The following is a 19,656-nucleotide window of genomic DNA, read 5'->3' on the forward strand; positions in this document are numbered from 1 at the left end:
TTTATGGGAAGCTATGTACCGAATACAAAAGAACAGCGTCAGGAAATGCTGAAAGAAATCGGGTTTCAGACAATTGATGATTTGTTCGCACACATTCCGGCAGAAGTAAAGATCCAGGGCGGTCTTAATATTCCGGAAGGAAAAACAGAATTAGAAGTACGTCGTGATATGGAAAATATTGCTGCAAAGAATCAGGTCTTTAAGACGATTTTCCGCGGCGCAGGCGCTTACCGGCATTTTATTCCGGCAACAGTAAAGAGCGTGATTTCAAAAGAAAATTTATTAACTGCATATACTCCTTATCAGGCAGAGATCAGCCAGGGAATCCTGCAGTCGATCTTTGAATATCAGACCATGATCTGTGATCTGACAGGAATGGATATTTCCAATGCCTGCGTATATGATGGTGCAGAAGCATCCGCAGAAGGTGTGGCAATGTGCCGTGACAGAAAACGCAGCAAAGCACTTGTTTCAGCTACCGTGAATCCATATGTTCTTGAAACAATCAAAACATACTGCTTCGGTAATGAAATGGAAATAGAAGTAATTCCGGAAAAAGACGGACTTACAGATATTGAATATCTGAAAGAACATGTAGATGCACAGACAGCATGTGTACTGATCCAACATCCGAACTATTACGGTAATCTGGAAGAAGCAGCCGAGATTGGTGAGATCACACATGGAGCCGGTGCGAAATATGTGATGAATGTCAATCCGATTTCTCTCGGTGTAGTAAAGACACCGGCAGAATATGGAGCTGATGTGGCAGTTGGCGAAGGACAGCCACTTGGACTTTCTATTGCATTCGGCGGACCATATCTTGGATTTATGGCTGCAACACAGAAGATGATGAGAAATCTTCCGGGACGTATTGTTGGACAGACAGAAGACCACAATGGAAAGAAAGGTTATGTACTTACTCTTCAGGCAAGAGAACAGCATATCCGTCGTGAAAAAGCATCCAGCAATATCTGCTCAAACCAGGCACTCTGCGCACTTGCAGTAGGCGTTTATCTGGCAACAATGGGCAATGAAGGGATTAAGAAAGCAGCAACACTTTCAACTTCAAAAGCACATTATCTTTCAGCAGAACTTGCAAAAGTTGGATATCAGACCGAGAACAAAGGAGAATTTTTCCATGAATTCGTAACTGTATCCGATGTTCCGGCCGCAAAAGCACTTGCAGCACTTGAGGAAAAAGGAATCCTTGGAGGATTTCCGCTTGACGAACACAGAATTCTGTGGTGCTGTACAGAAGTGAATACCAAAGAAGAGATGGACGCAGTTGTTCAGATTTTGAAGGAGGTGCAGTAATGTTAATATTTGAAAAAAGCAGACCTGGAAGAGGTTGCGATTTACTGCCAGAATGCGATGTAGAAGTAACACTTCCACAGGAAAAAGATAAAAGAGAGAAAAAACTTCATCTGCCAGAGCTTTCTGAAATTGAACTGAGCAGACATTATACAGAACTTGCAAAGAAATCACATGGTGTGAATGATGGTTTTTATCCACTCGGATCTTGTACAATGAAATACAATCCGAAGATCAATGAAGATATGGCAGCACTTCCGGGATTCACAGAGATCCATCCACTGCAGCCGACACATACGGTACAGGGATGCCTGGAAGTCATCAAAGAATCTGAAAATCTTCTCTGCGAGATCACAGGTATGGATCGTATGACATTCCAGCCGGCAGCCGGTGCTCACGGAGAATTTACAGGACTTCTTCTGATTAAAGCATATCATAAGAGCCGTGGAGACGAAAAGAGAAAGAAAATTATCGTTCCGGATTCTGCACATGGAACCAATCCGGCAAGTGCGGCAATGGCAGGATTCCAGGTAGTCAGCATTGAATCTGCACCGGATGGTGGTGTTGATCTTGAAAAATTACAGGAAGTATGCGGAGAGGATACAGCAGGACTTATGCTTACCAATCCAAATACGGTAGGACTTTTTGATAAGAATATTCTGAAGATCACGGAGATCGTTCATAACTGTGGCGGACTTTGCTACTATGACGGAGCAAACTTAAATGCAGTTATGGGAACTGTTCGCCCTGGAGATATGGGATTTGATGTGATCCATCTGAATCTTCACAAAACATTCTCAACTCCGCACGGTGGCGGTGGCCCTGGAAGCGGACCTGTTGGATGCAAGAGCATGCTGGTTCCGTTCCTTCCGTCTTATGTAGTAGATGGGGAAGAAGAACTGAAATTTGTAAAAGAACCACAGAGCATCGGTGAGATGAAGAGCTTCTATGGAAACTTTACAGTCATCGTAAAAGCACTTACTTATGTGAAGACACTGGGACGCGAAGGTATTCCGGAAGCGAGCCAGAATGCAGTTCTGAATGCAAATTACATGATGAACAAACTGAAAGACCTGTATACAATGGCGTATGACGAGGTATGTATGCATGAATTCGTAATGAGTCTTGCAGATTTGAAAAAGAAAACAGGAATTTCTGCAATGGATATTGCAAAAGGACTTCTTGATAACGGTATCCATCCACCGACAATGTACTTCCCGCTGATCGTTGAGGAAGCACTGATGGTAGAGCCGACAGAGACAGAGTCCAAAGAAACTCTGGATGAAGCAGTAGAAGTATTACGCAAACTGTATGAAATCGCAGAAACAGATGCCGAACAGCTTCATCAGGCTCCTGTTACAACACCGGTTACAAGAATGGATGAGGTTGGAGCAGCAAGACATCCATATCTGCGATACGAATGGCAGGACTAATAAGTTATAGCTTAAAGCGAGGGAAAAACTATGATTGAAAAGATTACTTATATTGAAAGCAATCAGTTCAGTCCATATAGAAATCTTGCAGTGGAGGAGTATTTGCTCCTCCACTGCGAGGATAAAGAATGTATTCTTTATCTGTGGCAGAATCAGAATACAGTTGTTATCGGACGGAATCAAAATGCTTGGAAAGAATGTAGAACAACAAAGCTTGAAGAAGAAGGTGGTCATCTTGCCAGACGCCTGTCAGGTGGCGGAGCTGTGTACCATGATCTGGGAAATATGAACTTCACATTTCTGATCAATAAAGAAGAATATGATCTGGACCGGCAGCTTCAGGTAATCATAGGAGCGATGGAGATCCTTGGATTGAAGGCTGAAAAATCCGGGCGTAACGATATCCTGATCGATGGAAAGAAATTCTCGGGAAATGCGTTTTATGAGCAGGAAAAGCATTGCTATCATCATGGCACGATCATGGTAGGAGTAAATATGGAAACCTTATCCAGATATCTGACTGTATCAAAGGATAAACTGAAATCAAAGGGGGTTGATTCAGTAAAATCCAGAGTGACAAATTTAAGAGATTATCTTCCGGAGCTTACAATGGAAGAACTGAAGGTGGCACTTAAACAGTCATTTGAAAAGGTATACGGATTAAAGGTACGTGATAAAAAAATAGAAGACCTTGATACCGGAGTAATTGCAGAAAGAGAGAAATTTTTCTCTTCATGGAACTGGCTTTATGGAAGAAAAATTGATTTTCAGTATGAGCTTTCCCACCGTTTTGGATGGGGAGGGATTACACTTCAGTTTGCAGTAGAATCAGGAAAGATCAAGGATGCAATTGCATGGTCGGATGCACTGAATCCGGATTTCATACATACACTTCCGAAGTATCTGAAAGGATTGAAGTACAGAAAGGAAAGTATCTGTACGGAATTGGGGCTTTTCTGGTCAGATGATCCACAGGAAGAAGGGATGATGAAAGACATTATCGAATGGATTCGGAGCGAGGAACTGTAGGAGGATGAAATAAAATGAGTGAGAAGTTTGATGTAGTAGTAATTGGAGCCGGTCCGGGAGGATATGTGGCAGCAATCAAATCTGCGAAGCTTGGAATGAAGACCGCAGTGATCGAAGAGAGAGAAGTCGGCGGAACGTGCCTGAACAGGGGATGTATTCCGGCAAAAGCAATGATTCATGCATCGACATTATATCGTGAAATCAAAGAAGCGGATCGTTTCGGAATTTCAGCATCAGATGTTACTTATGATTTTGAAAAAATACTGGAATATAAGGAGCAGACAACCGGACAGCTTGTTCAGGGAGTAGAACAGCTTCTGCAGGCAAACGGCGTAACAAGATATTATGGGAAAGGCACACTTTTTGAGGGGAAAAAAGTTAAGATTACAGGAAATGAAGAACAGTTTGTCGAAGCAGAGAATGTCATTCTGGCTTCTGGTTCCAAACCACTGATTCTTCCAATCCGGGGAATGGATCTTCCGAGAGTTCTGACAAGTGATGAACTTTTTAAGCTGAGTGAAGTTCCAAAGAGTCTGGTTATCATCGGTGGTGGTGTGATCAGTGTAGAATTTGCAACCGTATATTCCGCACTTGGATCTAAGATTACCATTCTTGAAGCAATGCCGCGCCTGGTTCCAAATATGGATAAAGAGATCGCACAAAACCTGAAACTGATCCTGAAGAAACGTGGCGTAGAAAGCCATACATCAGCAGCAGTACAGGGTGTGCATATGGAAGGGGATACTTGTGTATGTACTTTCGTTGAAAAAGAAAAAGAACAGACTGTAGAAGCAGAATATGTTCTGTGTGCAGTCGGAAGATGCCCGAATACCGACGGATTATTTGCAGAAGGTGCTGCTCCGGATATGGAAAGAGGACGCGTTCTTGTAAATGACAAATTCGAAAGCAGTATTCCGGGAGTCTATGCGATCGGTGATCTGATCTTTGGTGCACAGCTTGCCCATGCAGCAAGTGCACAGGGAATCGTTGTTGCAGAACAGCTGGCGGGAAAAGAACCTTCTGTGAATCTGGATGTGGTTCCGGGATGTGTTTATACAGATCCGGAAATCGCATCAGCAGGTATTACCGAAGATGCAGCCAAAGAACAGGGAATCAAAGCGAAGACTGGTAAATTTATCATGAGTGCCAATGGTAAATCGCTTATTACAAAAGAAGAAAGAGGATTTATCAAGATTGTGGCAGATGAAGAGACAGATGTGATTCTCGGAGCACAGATGATGTGTGCAAGAGCCACAGACATGGTTGGTGAATTTGTAACTGCGATCGCAAACAAAATGACGGTTGCACAGCTTTTGAAGGGAATGCGTGCACATCCGACGTATAATGAAGGAATCGGAGAAGCCCTGGAAGAAGCAGAGGGTGGAGCGATCCACGTTGTACCAAAGAAAAAGAAATAGAACTGTACAGCAGTAAGGGAATATGATAAAATATTCAGATATCAGCATATGCTGAAAAGTACAAAAAGGAAAATTAAATCATGTTATACGAAGAAGCAAGGGTATATTTGGATCATGTATCGAAATACGGAAGTGTACTTGGCTTAGATAGTATAAAGAGCTTATTGGGTGAGCTTGGAAATCCGCAGAAAGATTTGAAATTTATACATATAGCCGGGACTAATGGAAAAGGATCGATTCTCGCCGGACTCTCCGGTATCCTGCAGCAGGCTGGATACCGGACCGGAAGATACTGTTCTCCGACCGTGATGGGATATATGGAACGATTTCAGGTTGATGGCCAATGGATGGCGGAGGACGAGCTCGCCCCTTTTGTATCTCAGGTGAAAGAGGCAACAGAAAAAGTAGAAGAAAAAACGGATCTCACCGTAACTGTTTTCGAGATAGAAACAGCGATCGCATTTCTCTATTTCAGAGAAAAACAGTGTGATTATGTCGTTCTGGAAGCCGGGATGGGTGGGCTTCTTGATGCGACAAATGTAATAGATACAACTGTTTTGAGTATTTTTGCATCGATCAGTATGGATCATATCGGAGTGCTGGGAAACACATTAGAAGAGATAGCAGAAAATAAAGCCGGAATTATAAAACCATCATGTCTGGCAGTTGTCACGTCGCCACAGCAGATGTCTGTGACCGATATCCTCCAGAAAAAGGCCGGAGAGTGTGGATGCCGGTTTGTGGTTTCGCATCCGGAAAAGGCTGTGATTTCTGAAGAAACGATGGATGGACAGATTTTTTCTTATGGAGAATATAAAGATATCCGTCTTCGCCTGGCTGGCAGATATCAGATTGACAATGCGGCGACAGTATTGGAAGCTGTGGATGCGTTAAGAAGGAGCGGTGTTCCGATTCCGGAAGACGCTGTAAGAAAGGGATTTGTGAAAGTGACATGGCCTGGACGGTTTCAGGTACTTGAAAAAGAACCGACCGTGATCGCCGACGGAGCGCATAACAGGGATGCCGCAAGAAGACTTGCGGAAAATGTGAGAACCTATCTGACGGACAGAAAGATTGTCGGTGTGATGGGGGTTTTTAAAGATAAAGAATATGAACAAATCGCAGAGATCATGGCTCCGTATCTTTCAAAGGTGTATACGATCGATCTTCCAAATGGGGAGAGGAATCTGGGAAAAGAGAGATTATGTGAAGTATTAAAGGCCAAGAACGTACAGTCAGAACCGGCAGAGAACATTGCAGATGCGCTTGAAAAAGCAAAAGCAGAATGTGGGAAAGAAGATGTTGTTCTGGTGTTTGGTTCCTTATCTTATCTGGGAGAAGTGATAAGACTTGAACGGGAAACAAACGTGTTTGAAAGAAAAAAGGAAGAGAGAACATTATGGTAGATCATAAAAAAGTAGAACAGGCAATCCGTCTTTTACTGGAAGGAATCGGTGAAGATCCGGATAGGGAAGGACTGGCTGAGACACCGGACCGGATTGCAAGAATGTATGAAGAAATCTGTGGCGGAATGAATGAGGATGCAGCGGAACACCTGAAAAAGACATTTACAGCAGAAAACAATGAGATGGTTGTGGAAAAAGATATTACGTTTTATTCCATGTGTGAACATCATATGCTGCCATTTTACGGAAAGGTTCATATTGCCTATATTCCGGATGGAAAGGTAGTGGGACTTAGCAAGCTTGCACGGACTGTGGAAGTATTTGCCAGAAGACTTCAGCTGCAGGAGCAGATGACAGCACAGATCGCGGATGCCCTGATGGAGAATCTTCATCCAAAGGGAGTAATGGTACTTGCTGAGGCAGAGCATATGTGTATGACCATGCGTGGAATCAAGAAGCCGGGAAGCAAGACGGTCAGTGTTGTTACAAGAGGTGCATTTGAAGAAAATGAAAAGCTGCAGAACATGTTTTTTCGTATGATAGGTTAGTGCGATGGAAATAAAACGAAAACTGGAAGAGCAGAGGAGGATGCAGAGAATCTGGAAAATATATGAGCATCCTCTTTTTATAGAAGGACTGGTAAAGAATAAAGATGCAGAAAAGGAAAGAATATTCTGCCATCATGATATGAACCATTTTCTGGACGTGGCACGTCTGATGTATATTTTTTCGATGGAGCGTGGATATGCCTTTGGAAAAGAAGAGATTTATGCGACGGCATTACTTCATGACATCGGGAAATGGCAGCAATATAAGGCGGGAGTTCCTCATGAGATAGCGAGTGCTGAAATTGCAAAAAGGATTCTGGAAGAGACTGGATTTACAAAGGAGGAGTCGGACAGGATTCTTTTTGCAATTTTAAGTCACCGGGGCAATGCAGAAGAGACAGAAAATGCAGGGCAGGATAAGTGGCAGCTTGCAGAAATCCTTTATGATGCAGATAAGATTTCCCGTGCGTGTTATACGTGTCCAGCTGAGAAGGACTGTAACTGGAGCGGAGAAAAGAAGAATCAGAAAATCATCTGGTAGAAAACGAGGAAACAAAATGAAAATTGGGAATAAAGAATTTGACACAGCAAAACATACTTATATTATGGGAATACTGAATGTGACACCGGATTCTTTTTCGGACGGGGGAAAGTGGAACGGTTATGATGCGGCAATGCGTCATGCAGAAGAGCTTTTAGAAGGCGGAACCGATATCCTGGATATCGGAGGAGAGTCCACAAGACCAGGACACCAGCAGATTACGTCAGAAGAAGAAATTACAAGAACTGCGCCGGTTATCGAGGCTGTCAAAAAGAATTTTGATGTGCCGGTTTCGATTGATACTTATAAGAGTGATGTGGCAGAGGCAGCACTTCAGGCAGGGGCAGATCTGGTAAATGATATCTGGGGATTCCGGTACGATGAAAAGATGGCAGGTCTTGTGAAAAAATATGATGCGGCATGCTGTCTGATGCATAATAAAAATGAGGCGGTGTACAAGGATTTCCTGAAGGATATGTATGAAGAATTGCAGAAGTGTGTAGATACAGCGAAAGCGGCTGGGATTGAAGATGACCGGATCATGCTGGATCCGGGGGTTGGATTTGGAAAGACCTACGAGATGAACCTGGATGTGATGAAGCATCTGGATCTTTTTAACGGACTTGGATATCCGATGCTTCTTGGAACTTCCAGAAAATCCATGATCGGTCTGACACTGGATCTGCCGGTAACAGAAAGAGAAGAAGGAACTCTTGTCACAACCGTGATGGCAGTACAGAGTCATTATGGATTTGTGCGCGTTCATGATGCTGAGAAAAACCGCAGAGCGATCAAGATGACAGAAGTGATTCTGGCAAGAGAGTAAGCAGGAGAAAAAGATGGATCAGATAAAAATTGAAAACCTGGAAATATTTGCAAATCATGGGGTGTATCCGGAAGAAAACAGACTGGGACAGAAGTTTCTGGTTTCCTGCATTTTGTATGTGGATACACGCAAGGCGGGAAAAACGGATGACTTGGAAGCGTCTGTGAATTACGGAACCATTTCCCATCTGATAAAAGAAAAGATGGAAGAGAAGAATTACAGGCTGATCGAAGCAGTAGCAGAGCAGCTTGCAGAAGAAATCTTATTATTTGATGAGAAGATCCGGAAAGTCATGGTGGAAGTAAAGAAACCATGGGCACCGGTAGGACTGCCGCTTGAGACGGTTTCTGTGAAGATTGAACGTTGCTGGAATGAAGCGTTTATCGCACTCGGATCGAATATGGGTGATAAGAAAAAATACATTGAGAATGCGGTAGAAGAGCTGAAAAATGAAAAACTTTGCAGAGTCCTGAAGGTATCGAAACTGATCGGAACCGAGCCATATGGCGTGACGGATCAGGATGAATTCCTGAACGGGGCACTGAAAATGGAAACACTGCTTACCCCGCATGAGCTTCTGGAGCTGTTACACCGAATTGAGCAGGAAGCCGGAAGAAAGCGGATCCGCAGATGGGGACCGAGAACACTGGATCTGGACATCATTTTCTATGGGGATCAGATCATTGAAGAGGATGATTTATGTATACCACATATCGATATGCAGAACAGGGAATTTGTGCTTGGACCAATGTGTGAGATCGCACCGCATAAACGGCATCCGGTTTTGAAGGAAACGATGACGGAAATGCTTGTAAAGTTAAAGGGTAATAATTGACTTCTTATCGGGAGAGGGTTATACTGAAAGCATTGTGGGGAATCCCAACTGAATTGAAGAGAGGTATAGAAATGGAAGAAAAAAAGAATCTCTGGAGCTCTTATGATGAAGCTGCCAAAAAAGAACTTCATGAAATCAATGAAAAGTACAAAGCCTGCCTGGATGCCGGAAAGACAGAGCGTGAATGCGTAAAGCTTGCGGTTGAGATGGCGAAAGAAGCAGGATATCAGGATATCAAAGATGTTCTGAAAGAAGGAAAGAGCCTGAAAGCAGGAGATAAAGTATATGCGGTATGCATGGGAAAAATGCTTGCCATGTTCCGTATGGGCGAAGAACCGCTTTCAAACGGTATGAATATCCTTGGAGCTCATATCGATTCACCACGTATTGATGTGAAACAGAATCCATTATATGAAAGTGAAGGAATGGCTTATCTGGATACGCATTATTATGGTGGAATCAAAAAATACCAGTGGGTAACAGGACCGATGGCACTTCATGGTGTTGTTGCGAAAAAAGATGGAAGCGTAGAAGAGATCAGCATTGGGGAAAAAGAGTCTGATCCGGTATTTGTTATTACAGACCTTCTTGTTCATCTTGCAGCAAACCAGATGTCAAAGAAAGCAAGTGAAGTGATCGAAGGAGAAAAGCTGGATCTTCTGATTGGAAACAGTCCACTTGATAAAGCGGAGGGACTTGATGAAGAAGAAAAAGAAACGATCAAGGCTAACGTACTTCATATTTTAAAAGAGAACTATGGAATCGAAGAAGAGGATTTTGCATCGGCTGAGCTGGAAATTGTTCCGGCCGGAAAGGCAAGAGATTGTGGATTTGACCGCAGCATGATCCTTTCTTATGGACAGGATGACAGAGTCTGCGCATTTACTTCTCTGTTCGCTATGCTGGATGTGGAAAATGCAAAGCGTACAGGATGCTGTCTGTTAGTAGATAAAGAAGAGATCGGAAGCGTCGGAGCAACAGGAATGCATTCTCGTTTCTTTGAAAATACAGTTGCAGAGCTTGTTGCACTTACAGAAGGTGAATCTGAACTGAAGGTACGCCGTGCACTTGCTAATTCAAGAATGCTTTCTTCTGACGTAAGCGCTGCTTATGATCCGATGTTTGCAGAAGCATTTGAAAAGAGAAGTGCCGCTTTCTTTACAAAGGGACTTGCATTCAACAAGTTTACAGGAAGCCGCGGAAAGAGCGGATCCAATGATGCAAATGCAGAATATCTTGCAAGACTGCGCAAGGTGATGGACGATGCAGGCGTTACTTACCAGTTCGCAGAACTTGGTAAAGTCGATGTAGGCGGCGGCGGAACCATCGCATATATTATGGCAAATTATGGTATGGAAGTGATCGACAGCGGTGTTGCTGTACTTTCCATGCATGCACCTTATGAAGTCAGCAGCAAAGCTGATGTGTATGAAGCAGTAAAGGGATACAGAGCATTCCTTCTGAATATGTAAGAGATGAAAAGAACTCAGGCAAAACAATGGATACAGTCCGGTTTTGCCTGAGTTTTTTCTGATAATAACAAAATTTATAGTATATAAAAGAAATTTAATTACGGAGATTTTTTTTATAGAAGAAATCACTTGAAGGAATTGAACTCTTCGATAAATTCACTTTTTTTGTACGAAAAAAAGTGCATAAGGGTTGACTATCACAGTTAAAACATTTACAATATTAGTGCGGTAAAATCCGTTTTTTAAGGGCGATATAAGATATGAAAAGAGCAGACAGTTACCAGTCTGACTGTGATTTTCAAGTTTTATATATATCAATTACCAATAACGAGGAGGAATTGTAAAATGGCAACAAAATGGGTTTACATGTTTACAGAAGGTAATGCCGATATGAGAAACCTGCTTGGTGGAAAAGGCGCTAACCTTGCTGAAATGACAAACTTAGGTCTTCCAGTGCCACAGGGCTTCACAATCACAACAGAAGCTTGTACTCAGTATTATGAGGACGGAAGACAGATCAATGAAGAAATCATGGCTCAGATCATGGAAGCTATTACAAAGATGGAAGGAATCACAGGAAAGAAATTCGGTGATAAAGAGAATCCACTTCTTGTTTCCGTTCGTTCTGGTGCAAGAGCATCTATGCCTGGTATGATGGATACAATCCTGAACCTTGGTCTTAACGAAGACGTTGTCAATGTACTTGCTGAAAAATCAGGCAACCCACGTTGGGCTTGGGACTGCTACAGAAGATTTATTCAGATGTACTCTGACGTAGTTATGGAAGTAGGTAAAAAATACTTCGAAGAACTGATCGACAAGATGAAAGCTGAAAGAGGCGTTAAACAGGACGTTGAACTTACAGCAGAAGATCTTCACGAATTAGCTAACCAGTTCAAGGCAGAATATAAAGAAAAAATCGGTGCTGAATTCCCGACAGATCCAAAGGAACAGTTAATGGGAGCTATCAAAGCCGTATTCCGTTCATGGGACAACCCGAGAGCAAATGTATACCGTCGTGACAACGATATCCCGTATTCATGGGGAACTGCTGTTAACGTACAGATGATGGCATTTGGTAACATGGGTGATGACTGTGGTACAGGTGTTGCATTTACACGTGACCCAGCTACAGGAAATAACGGACTGTTCGGAGAATTCCTTACAAATGCTCAGGGAGAAGACGTAGTTGCAGGTGTTCGTACACCAATGCACATTTCAGAAATGGAACAGAAATTCCCAGAAGCATTCAAGCAGTTCAAAGAAGTATGCAAGACTCTGGAAACACATTACAGAGATATGCAGGATATGGAGTTTACTGTAGAACATGGTAAACTGTACATGCTTCAGACACGTAATGGTAAGAGAACAGCTCAGGCTGCTCTTAAGATTGCTTGCGATCTCGTTGATGAAGGAATGAGAACCGAAGAAGAAGCAGTTGCTATGATCGATCCTCGTAACCTTGATACACTGCTTCATCCACAGTTCGATGCTGCTGCACTGAAAGCTGCTGTACCGATGGCTAAAGCACTTGGAGCATCTCCAGGAGCTGCTTGTGGTAAGATCGTCTTCACAGCTGATGATGCTGTAGAATGGGCTGCAAGAGGAGAAAAAGTTGTTCTTGTACGTCTTGAAACATCACCGGAAGATATCACAGGTATGAAGTCTGCTCAGGGTATCCTGACAGTTCGTGGTGGTATGACATCACACGCAGCCGTTGTTGCACGTGGTATGGGAACATGCTGTGTATCTGGTTGTGGTGACATCAACATGGATGAAGAAAACAAGAAATTCACACTTGGTGGAAAAGAATACCATGAAGGAGATGCAATCTCTCTTGATGGATCTACAGGTAACATTTATGACGGAATCATCCCGACTGTAGACGCTACAATCGCAGGTGAATTCGGAAGAATCATGGGATGGGCTGACAAGTACAGAACTATGAAAGTTCGTACAAATGCTGATACACCAGCTGATGCTAAGAAAGCCCGCGAACTTGGTGCTGAAGGTATCGGACTTTGCCGTACAGAGCATATGTTCTTCGAAGGCAACAGAATTGATGCATTCCGTGAAATGATCTGCTCTGAAACAGTAGAAGAAAGAGAAGCTGCACTTGCTAAGATCCTTCCGGAACAGCAGGGAGACTTCGAAAAACTTTATGAAGCACTGGAAGGAAATCCGGTTACTATCCGTTTCCTTGATCCACCGCTTCATGAATTTGTTCCAACAGAAGAAGAAGATATCAAGAAACTTGCTGATGCACAGGGCAAATCTGTTGACCAGATCAAAGCAATCATCAGCTCTCTGCACGAATTCAACCCAATGATGGGACATCGTGGATGCCGTCTTGCTGTAACTTATCCGGAAATCGCTAAGATGCAGACAAGCGCAGTTATCCGTGCTGCTATCAATGTTAAGAAAGCTCATCCGGATTGGAATGTTAAACCGGAAATCATGATCCCGCTGGTTGGCGATATCAAAGAGCTTAAATATGTTAAGAAGTTTGTAGTAGAAACAGCTGACGCTGAAATCGCTGCTGCAGGAAGCGACCTTGAGTACGAAGTTGGTACAATGATCGAAATTCCTAGAGCTGCTCTTACAGCTGATGACATCGCAAAAGAAGCTGACTTCTTCTGCTTCGGTACAAACGACCTTACACAGATGACATACGGATTCTCACGTGATGATGCTGGTAAGTTCCTTGACGCTTACTATGACGCTAAGATCTTCGAGAACGATCCATTTGCTAAACTTGACCAGACAGGTGTTGGTAAACTTATGAAGATGGCTATCGAACTCGGAAAACCGGTTAATCCGAAACTTCACGTTGGTATCTGTGGAGAACATGGTGGAGATCCAAGCTCTGTAGAATTCTGCAACAGCATTGGTCTTGATTATGTATCTTGCTCACCATTCCGTGTACCGATCGCTCGTCTGGCTGCTGCTCAGGCTGCAATCGCTCAGAAGAATGCAAAATAAGCATATACAGATATTATAGCGAATAATGAATAATAGAATCCCCCTGATATCTATGAAATGGATGTCAGGGGGATTTTTCTATCGGGAATATTTTTTTAGGTAAAGAATGCATTCCATGTTTCATGGAAACAAGTCAAAGTCTGTAATTTTAGGAGACTTTGATGATTGCTGTGGCAAGGAATATAATTTGCAGGGTGAGTTTTATTTTATATCGTTAAAATTTAAAAACATTAAATTTGCGCTAAAATAAAAAAATCACTATTTTTTTTAAAATGTATATGATACAATGAACCAATTAAATCTGAAATATTCTTATAAAATCATTTTAGAAGAGCGTAAGATGATTGCAAGTTATTAAAATCTAAAACAAATCAATAATAGTGGAAAGAAAAATTGATGATATTCTATGGAATAAGAAATAAATCAATTGTGATGAAGAAGAAAATTGATTGTAATCCACAAATATCTAAAGTAAATCAATGGAAGCGACAGGAAATGTTGATCATATATCAAATGATTAAATCTTAGGTCAATGTAATTGGTGAAATAAATTGATTGTAAATCCAATAAATTAAAAACAAATCAAGAAGATTGTAGAAAAAGATTGACTGTAACTTTAAAAACTTGAAAATGAATCAAGGAAAAAACGAAAATAGATTGACTGGAAAAGCTAAAACTTGAAAACAGATCAAGAAGACTCAGGAAATAGATTGACCGTATGTTTGAAGACTTAAAAATAGATCAAGAAGATCTTGAAAATTGCTTGACTGGAATACAAAAATTAGAAAATAGATCAAGAAAATTCTGGAAATAACTTGACTGGAAAATTAGAAACACGAAAATAAATCAAAAAGAAATAAAACGATAGATAAAAAACAATTTCAAATAAAGGGGGATAGTCTATGTATAAATTAAAAAATATGCTTCTCCAAGAGCAAAAACATTTGGAGAAAATCGTTATGCAAGCTAAAACTAACTTAAGTACAGAACCAGAAGGACACCTTAGAATTTCGATAGATCAAAATAAGCCACGTTATTATCAATGCATAAATGACAGCAAAGGAATTTACATTCCAAGAGATGAAAAAGAGTTGCCGAGACGTCTTGCACAAAAAGGTTATAATGAAGCGGTGATAAAAAAAGGGGAAACAAGGCTTAAACAAATAAAGAAAATAACAAAAAATTATTCGGATGATGAAATTGAGAAAATTTATACGTCTATGAATAAAGCGAGACAATTACTGGTAACTCCGATCGAACCAACATGGGATCAGCTGCTTACAAAATGGTATGAAGAAGAATATCAGGGGAAAGAGTTCAAGGAGGGAACACCATTAATTCTTACTGAGAAGGGAGAACGTGTCAGATCAAAGTCAGAGAAGATATTAGCAGATTATTTTTATAGAAAGAATATTCTTTACAAATATGAAAAGCCACTTCATCTGAAAGGGTATGGTACCGTGTATCCAGATTTTACATTTTTGTCAAGAAAGACTTACCGGGAAATATATTGGGAACATGAAGGAATGATGGATAAACAGGATTATGCAAGAGCAGCTGTGCGAAAAATAGAATTGTATCAAATAAATCATATATATCCAGGCGATCGGTTGATTATATCTTTTGAGACAGAACAAAATGTATTGAATTCAAAGATAATAGAGAATCTGATAGAAAAATATTTGATATAAAAGGACTTATGATATAATTAGCTTGTTGGGGAGAAGGATACCCTGATGGAGAGATAGAGCTGTTTGGAAAAATCTTACACCGCGATGAACATTTGCTATACAAGTATGCAGAGAATGAAATGTTTAAAAAGAATAAAGTCTAGGACGGAGGAGAACTACATGGAATTAGTAAACGGAAGACCAACAGACACACAAGGCAGATTGGACAAGGAAATCCGCGTATATGACTTCCTTGATTCGCTTGGAGTCGTATACCAGAGAATCGACCATGAAGCCGCAATGACAATGGAGGCATGCGAGGAAATCGACCGGACGCTGGAGGCGACGATCTGCAAGAATCTGCTTTTATGCAACCGACAGGAGACACAGTTTTATTTACTGATGCTTCCGGGGGATAAGGTGTTTAAAACAAAGGATCTGTCAGCGCAGATTGGTTCGTCCAGACTTTCTTTTGCAAAAGTGGAGTATATGGAACAATATCTGGACATCACGCCGGGATCTTTAAGTGTGCTTGGACTGATGAATGATAAGGACAGGATGGTACGGCTTCTGATCGATGAAGATGTGCTTACAGGAGAATATATAGGATGTCATCCATGCATCAATACATCGAGTCTCAGACTTCGGACAAAAGATCTGGTGGAGAAGATTATTCCGGCAATGGAACATGAGCCGACCATCGTGAAGCTGTAAATCCGCCAGAAAATGAAAAGGGTAGCAGAAACAGCAATATAGAAACAGAAAGATTTTTGACAGTGCAAATATAAAAACTGGATAATGAAAAATATAACAAAATCTATATAAAAAACAAAATAAATTCATGCAAAATTCATACAAAAAAGAAAGAAACACCTTGACGAAAAGAAAGATTTCTCTTAAAATATGAAAGGTTGTGCAAAAGAAGAACAACTGCCGTGCAGAATCATCTGGATACAGACAGATATGCGGCAGTTTTATTATGTGACATAGTATAGAATTGCACATATATTACAGTCTATATTTATGACACAGGCAATTTAGTGAAAATTATATTTTATCATGCAAATAAAAGGAGAGATATACGGATGAAGTATGATGTAATTATTATCGGTGCCGGACCAGGCGGAATTTTTGCTGCTTATGAGTTGATGAAAAAGAAACCAGACTGCAAGATCGCAGTATTTGAAGAAGGTTATCCGCTGGAAAAGAGAAAATGTCCGATTGATGGCGAAAAAGTAAAGAGCTGTATCAACTGCAAACGCTGCTCAATCATGTGCGGATTTGGCGGAGCCGGAGCATTTTCAGATGGAAAATACAATATCACCAATGATTTTGGCGGAACTTTATTTGAGTATATCGGTAAAAAACAGGCTGTTGAGCTGATGAAGTACGTCGATGAGATCAATATGGAAAATGGTGGAGAAGGGACAAAACTGTACTCCACAGCCGGAACAAAATTTAAAAAGCTTTGTCTTCAGAACAAGCTGAATCTTCTGGATGCATCTGTACGTCATCTGGGAACAGATATCAATTACGTCGTTCTTCAGAATCTTTATGATCAGATGAAGGATAAAATGGACTTCTTCTTTGATGCACCGGTTGAGACAATCGAGATCACTGATAGCGGATACCGCATTATATGTGAAAATGGCGCTTATGAATGTAAGAAATGTGTGGTTTCTGTCGGACGAAGCGGAAGCAAATGGATGGAAAAGGTCTGCAAGGATCTTGCAATCCCGACCAAATCAAACCGTGTGGATATTGGTGTTCGTGTAGAGCTTCCGGCAGTGATCTTCTCACACCTGACAGATGAGCTTTACGAGAGCAAGATCGTATACCGTACAGAAAAATTCGAGGACAATGTGCGTACTTTCTGTATGAATCCGAACGGTATTGTAGTAAATGAAAATACCAATGGTATCATCACAGTAAACGGACACAGCTATGAAGGAAATGAAAAAAAGACGGACAACACCAACTTTGCCCTTCTGGTTGCAAAGCATTTCTCTGAGCCATTTAAGGACAGTAATGGATATGGTGAAAGTATCGCAAGACTTTCCAATATGCTAGGCGGTGGTGTGATCGTACAGCGTTTTGGTGATCTGGTACGTGGAAGAAGAAGTACAGAAAAGCGTATTGAAGAAGGTCTGGTAACACCAACCTTATCAGCAACGCCTGGTGATCTGAGTCTGGTTCTTCCAAAGCGAATCATGGATGGAATCATTGAGATGATCTATGCTCTGGATAAGGTAGCACCTGGTACAGCAAATGACGATACCCTTCTCTATGGTGTGGAAGTAAAATTCTACAATATGGAAGTAGAGATCGATAAGAATCTGGAAAGCTGCCATAAGGGACTGTATGTGATCGGTGACGGAAGTGGTGTTACACATTCTCTGTCCCATGCATCTGCAAGTGGTGTTTATGTTGCGAGACATATTATCAGCGAAGAAGAATAGTCTGCAAATAAAAAGTCGGACTGGGATGGAAAAGTAAAATAAAGAGAAAATTAAAAACCGTAAATCCGGAGATTTGCAGTATTGTAAAGAGCAAATCCGGATTTACGGTTTTTTGTTGTATCGAAAAAGTAGTAGAACTTTTTGATGCAGATATGCCTAGTTTTTTATGGTTGCCCGCCGGTAAGTCATATAGGCGATCACAGCAGTTGCAAATTCGGTAATTCCGAATGCGTACCAGACTCCGGAAGCCCCGAAGATCCGGCTTAAGATAAATGCGGCCGGAATAATGATGATCGTATATCTGCACAGTGAGATGAGCAGGGACGGTGTTCCCTTTCCAAGTCCTTCGAGTGCACCAGAGCTGGTGATGGACACGGAAGAAACTAAAAATCCGAGGCTGATAATCCGAAGTGCCATTCCTCCTGCATGAATGGTTTCCAGATTAGAACTGAACAGTGCGATCAGTGAATCCGGGAAGAGCTGGCAGTAAACGGTACCAAAGAGCATGATCCCAAGACTCAGATAAAGGGTATCGGCAAACAGTCTGTGGACACGCTTTGTCTCACCGGCACCGTAGTTGTATCCGATCAACGGACGCATTCCCTGGATGATTCCATTTGCCGGAAGATACAGGAAGGTCTGAAGCTTGTAATAGATTCCGAGCACCACCACGTAAACCTGGGAGTAGGCGGAGAGAATCCCATTTAGTGCGGTGATAAGCAGGGATGGAAGTGCCATATTCAAAGTGGCAGGGATTCCAACCGCGTAAAGCCGTCCGGCCATGGCACGGTCTATGTGGCAGCTTTTATGAATTTTCACCGGAAGCGGTCTGGTAAAATAAAAGGCAAGGTACAGTATCAGTGTGACAACCTGACCAAGACCGGTTGCAAGTGCGGCTCCTTCAATTCCCATTTTCGGGAACGGTCCGATTCCGAAGATCAGAAGTGGATCCAGTACGATATTGAAAATACATCCGCTCATCATGCAGATCATGGACACGCGCATCTGTCCGACTGCCTGGAAAATTTTTTCCCAGGTAATTTCAAGAGAGATTACAATGGAAAATCCAAATGCGATCCGAGAGTAGGCATTTCCCATCTGAATAACGGTCACGTCTTTTGTAAAAATCTGTAAAAACAGCGGCATTACGGCAATTGTGACTACGGTAAGAACAATACCGTGGATGACAGAGAGAAAAAGTCCCTGTGTGGCAGCTGCATCCGCTTTTTTCTGATCCTGGGCGCCAAGGAAAAAGGCAATGGCAGCATTGATCCCGATTCCAAAGCCGACACCGACTGAGGTGATAAAATTTTGGATCGGGTAGACTAAGGACAGAGCAGTCATTGCTTCTTCACTGATCCGTGCAACGAAATAGCTGTCAACAATATTATAAAGAGAGTTGACCATCATTGAGATCACCATTGGCAGAGCCATGGAAAGCAGAAGCGGCAGAATCGGTTTTTCTTTCATGTAAGTCTGGTTCATAAACATTCCTCCTGATAAATGTAAAGCATAAGGTACAAAATCTTTAAAAAAGGGCAGAAGCCCGATATATAAAAAGCCACATAACTGCCGCTGTATGCAACAAGTTATGTGGCGAAAAGTAGATATCTATTTTGATATCCAGAAAAATCCACAAAGATTTTGGTATAAAATTACACAGATAGTTCATCATAAATTTTATATCTAATTTTCGATTATCCGCATAAACACTATACTTTCA

At 41.7% G+C, this 19,656-nt stretch carries 15 protein-coding genes; 14 read left to right on the forward strand and 1 reads right to left on the reverse strand.

Features of this window, described 5'->3' with window-relative positions; translation table 11 throughout:
* Positions 1–3: 3 nt before the first annotated feature.
* The 14 genes from gcvPA (at position 4) to PG418_RS00140 (ending at position 17,933) form a co-directional block, all read left to right on the forward strand.
* Positions 4–1,317: an aminomethyl-transferring glycine dehydrogenase subunit GcvPA gene (gcvPA, locus tag PG418_RS00075; protein ID WP_008372055.1), complete on the forward strand. Its 1,314-nt coding sequence runs from the start codon at positions 4–6 to the stop codon at positions 1,315–1,317.
* The gene (gene gcvPB, locus PG418_RS00080) at positions 1,317–2,747 is read left to right on the forward strand and encodes an aminomethyl-transferring glycine dehydrogenase subunit GcvPB (protein ID WP_008372053.1); all 1,431 of its coding nucleotides are present in this window, start codon (positions 1,317–1,319) and stop codon (positions 2,745–2,747) included. Before gcvPA ends, gcvPB begins: the two co-directional genes overlap by 1 nt.
* Positions 2,748–2,777: 30 nt before the next feature.
* On the forward strand, positions 2,778–3,776 hold the full coding sequence (gene lplA / locus PG418_RS00085) for a lipoate--protein ligase (RefSeq protein WP_256171284.1): 999 nt from the start codon (positions 2,778–2,780) through the stop codon (positions 3,774–3,776).
* Between the two features lie 14 nt (positions 3,777–3,790).
* On the forward strand, positions 3,791–5,194 hold the full coding sequence (lpdA, locus tag PG418_RS00090) for a dihydrolipoyl dehydrogenase (RefSeq protein ID WP_498836891.1): 1,404 nt from the start codon (positions 3,791–3,793) through the stop codon (positions 5,192–5,194).
* An 80-nt stretch (positions 5,195–5,274) separates the two neighbouring features.
* The gene (locus PG418_RS00095) at positions 5,275–6,600 is read left to right on the forward strand and encodes a bifunctional folylpolyglutamate synthase/dihydrofolate synthase (protein WP_270222920.1); all 1,326 of its coding nucleotides are present in this window, start codon (positions 5,275–5,277) and stop codon (positions 6,598–6,600) included.
* The gene (folE, locus tag PG418_RS00100) at positions 6,594–7,148 is read left to right on the forward strand and encodes a GTP cyclohydrolase I FolE (RefSeq protein WP_008372045.1); all 555 of its coding nucleotides are present in this window, start codon (positions 6,594–6,596) and stop codon (positions 7,146–7,148) included. Before PG418_RS00095 ends, folE begins: the two co-directional genes overlap by 7 nt.
* Before the next feature lie 4 nt (positions 7,149–7,152).
* Positions 7,153–7,689 carry an HD domain-containing protein gene (locus PG418_RS00105; protein WP_227084685.1) on the forward strand — a complete coding sequence of 179 codons (537 nt, stop codon included), beginning with the start codon at positions 7,153–7,155 and terminating at the stop codon, positions 7,687–7,689.
* A gap of 16 nt (positions 7,690–7,705) precedes the next feature.
* Positions 7,706–8,515 carry a dihydropteroate synthase gene (gene folP, locus PG418_RS00110; protein ID WP_498836892.1) on the forward strand — a complete coding sequence of 270 codons (810 nt, stop codon included), beginning with the start codon at positions 7,706–7,708 and terminating at the stop codon, positions 8,513–8,515.
* A gap of 13 nt (positions 8,516–8,528) precedes the next feature.
* Positions 8,529–9,350 carry a 2-amino-4-hydroxy-6-hydroxymethyldihydropteridine diphosphokinase gene (folK, locus tag PG418_RS00115; protein WP_008372039.1) on the forward strand — a complete coding sequence of 274 codons (822 nt, stop codon included), beginning with the start codon at positions 8,529–8,531 and terminating at the stop codon, positions 9,348–9,350.
* 71 nt (positions 9,351–9,421) lie between these two features.
* Positions 9,422–10,822, forward strand: a complete 1,401-nt coding sequence (locus tag PG418_RS00120) for an aminopeptidase (protein WP_173686744.1) — start codon at positions 9,422–9,424, stop codon at positions 10,820–10,822.
* Positions 10,823–11,167: 345 nt separating this feature from the next.
* Positions 11,168–13,804: a pyruvate, phosphate dikinase gene (gene ppdK, locus PG418_RS00125; RefSeq protein WP_055157490.1), complete on the forward strand. Its 2,637-nt coding sequence runs from the start codon at positions 11,168–11,170 to the stop codon at positions 13,802–13,804.
* A gap of 902 nt (positions 13,805–14,706) precedes the next feature.
* Positions 14,707–15,495 (forward strand): hypothetical protein, encoded by a 789-nt coding sequence (locus PG418_RS00130; RefSeq protein ID WP_173699314.1) that lies wholly within the window; start codon positions 14,707–14,709, stop codon positions 15,493–15,495.
* A 159-nt stretch (positions 15,496–15,654) separates the two neighbouring features.
* Positions 15,655–16,188 (forward strand): prolyl-tRNA synthetase associated domain-containing protein, encoded by a 534-nt coding sequence (locus PG418_RS00135; RefSeq protein WP_044998948.1) that lies wholly within the window; start codon positions 15,655–15,657, stop codon positions 16,186–16,188.
* A 371-nt stretch (positions 16,189–16,559) separates the two neighbouring features.
* Complete coding sequence (locus tag PG418_RS00140; protein WP_498836893.1) at positions 16,560–17,933, forward strand: NAD(P)/FAD-dependent oxidoreductase; 1,374 nt, start codon at positions 16,560–16,562, stop codon at positions 17,931–17,933.
* A gap of 156 nt (positions 17,934–18,089) precedes the next feature.
* Here the strand turns inward: PG418_RS00140 and PG418_RS00145 are convergent, their stop codons facing one another.
* Positions 18,090–19,418, reverse strand: coding sequence for an MATE family efflux transporter (locus PG418_RS00145; RefSeq protein WP_498836894.1), 1,329 nt, complete (start codon positions 19,416–19,418; stop codon positions 18,090–18,092).
* Positions 19,419–19,656: the final 238 nt, after the last annotated feature.

The organism is Bariatricus sp. TF06-38A (assembly GCF_027690675.1).
In the GTDB taxonomy this organism is placed as follows: Bacteria; Bacillota; Clostridia; order Lachnospirales; family Lachnospiraceae; genus Allocoprococcus; species Allocoprococcus comes.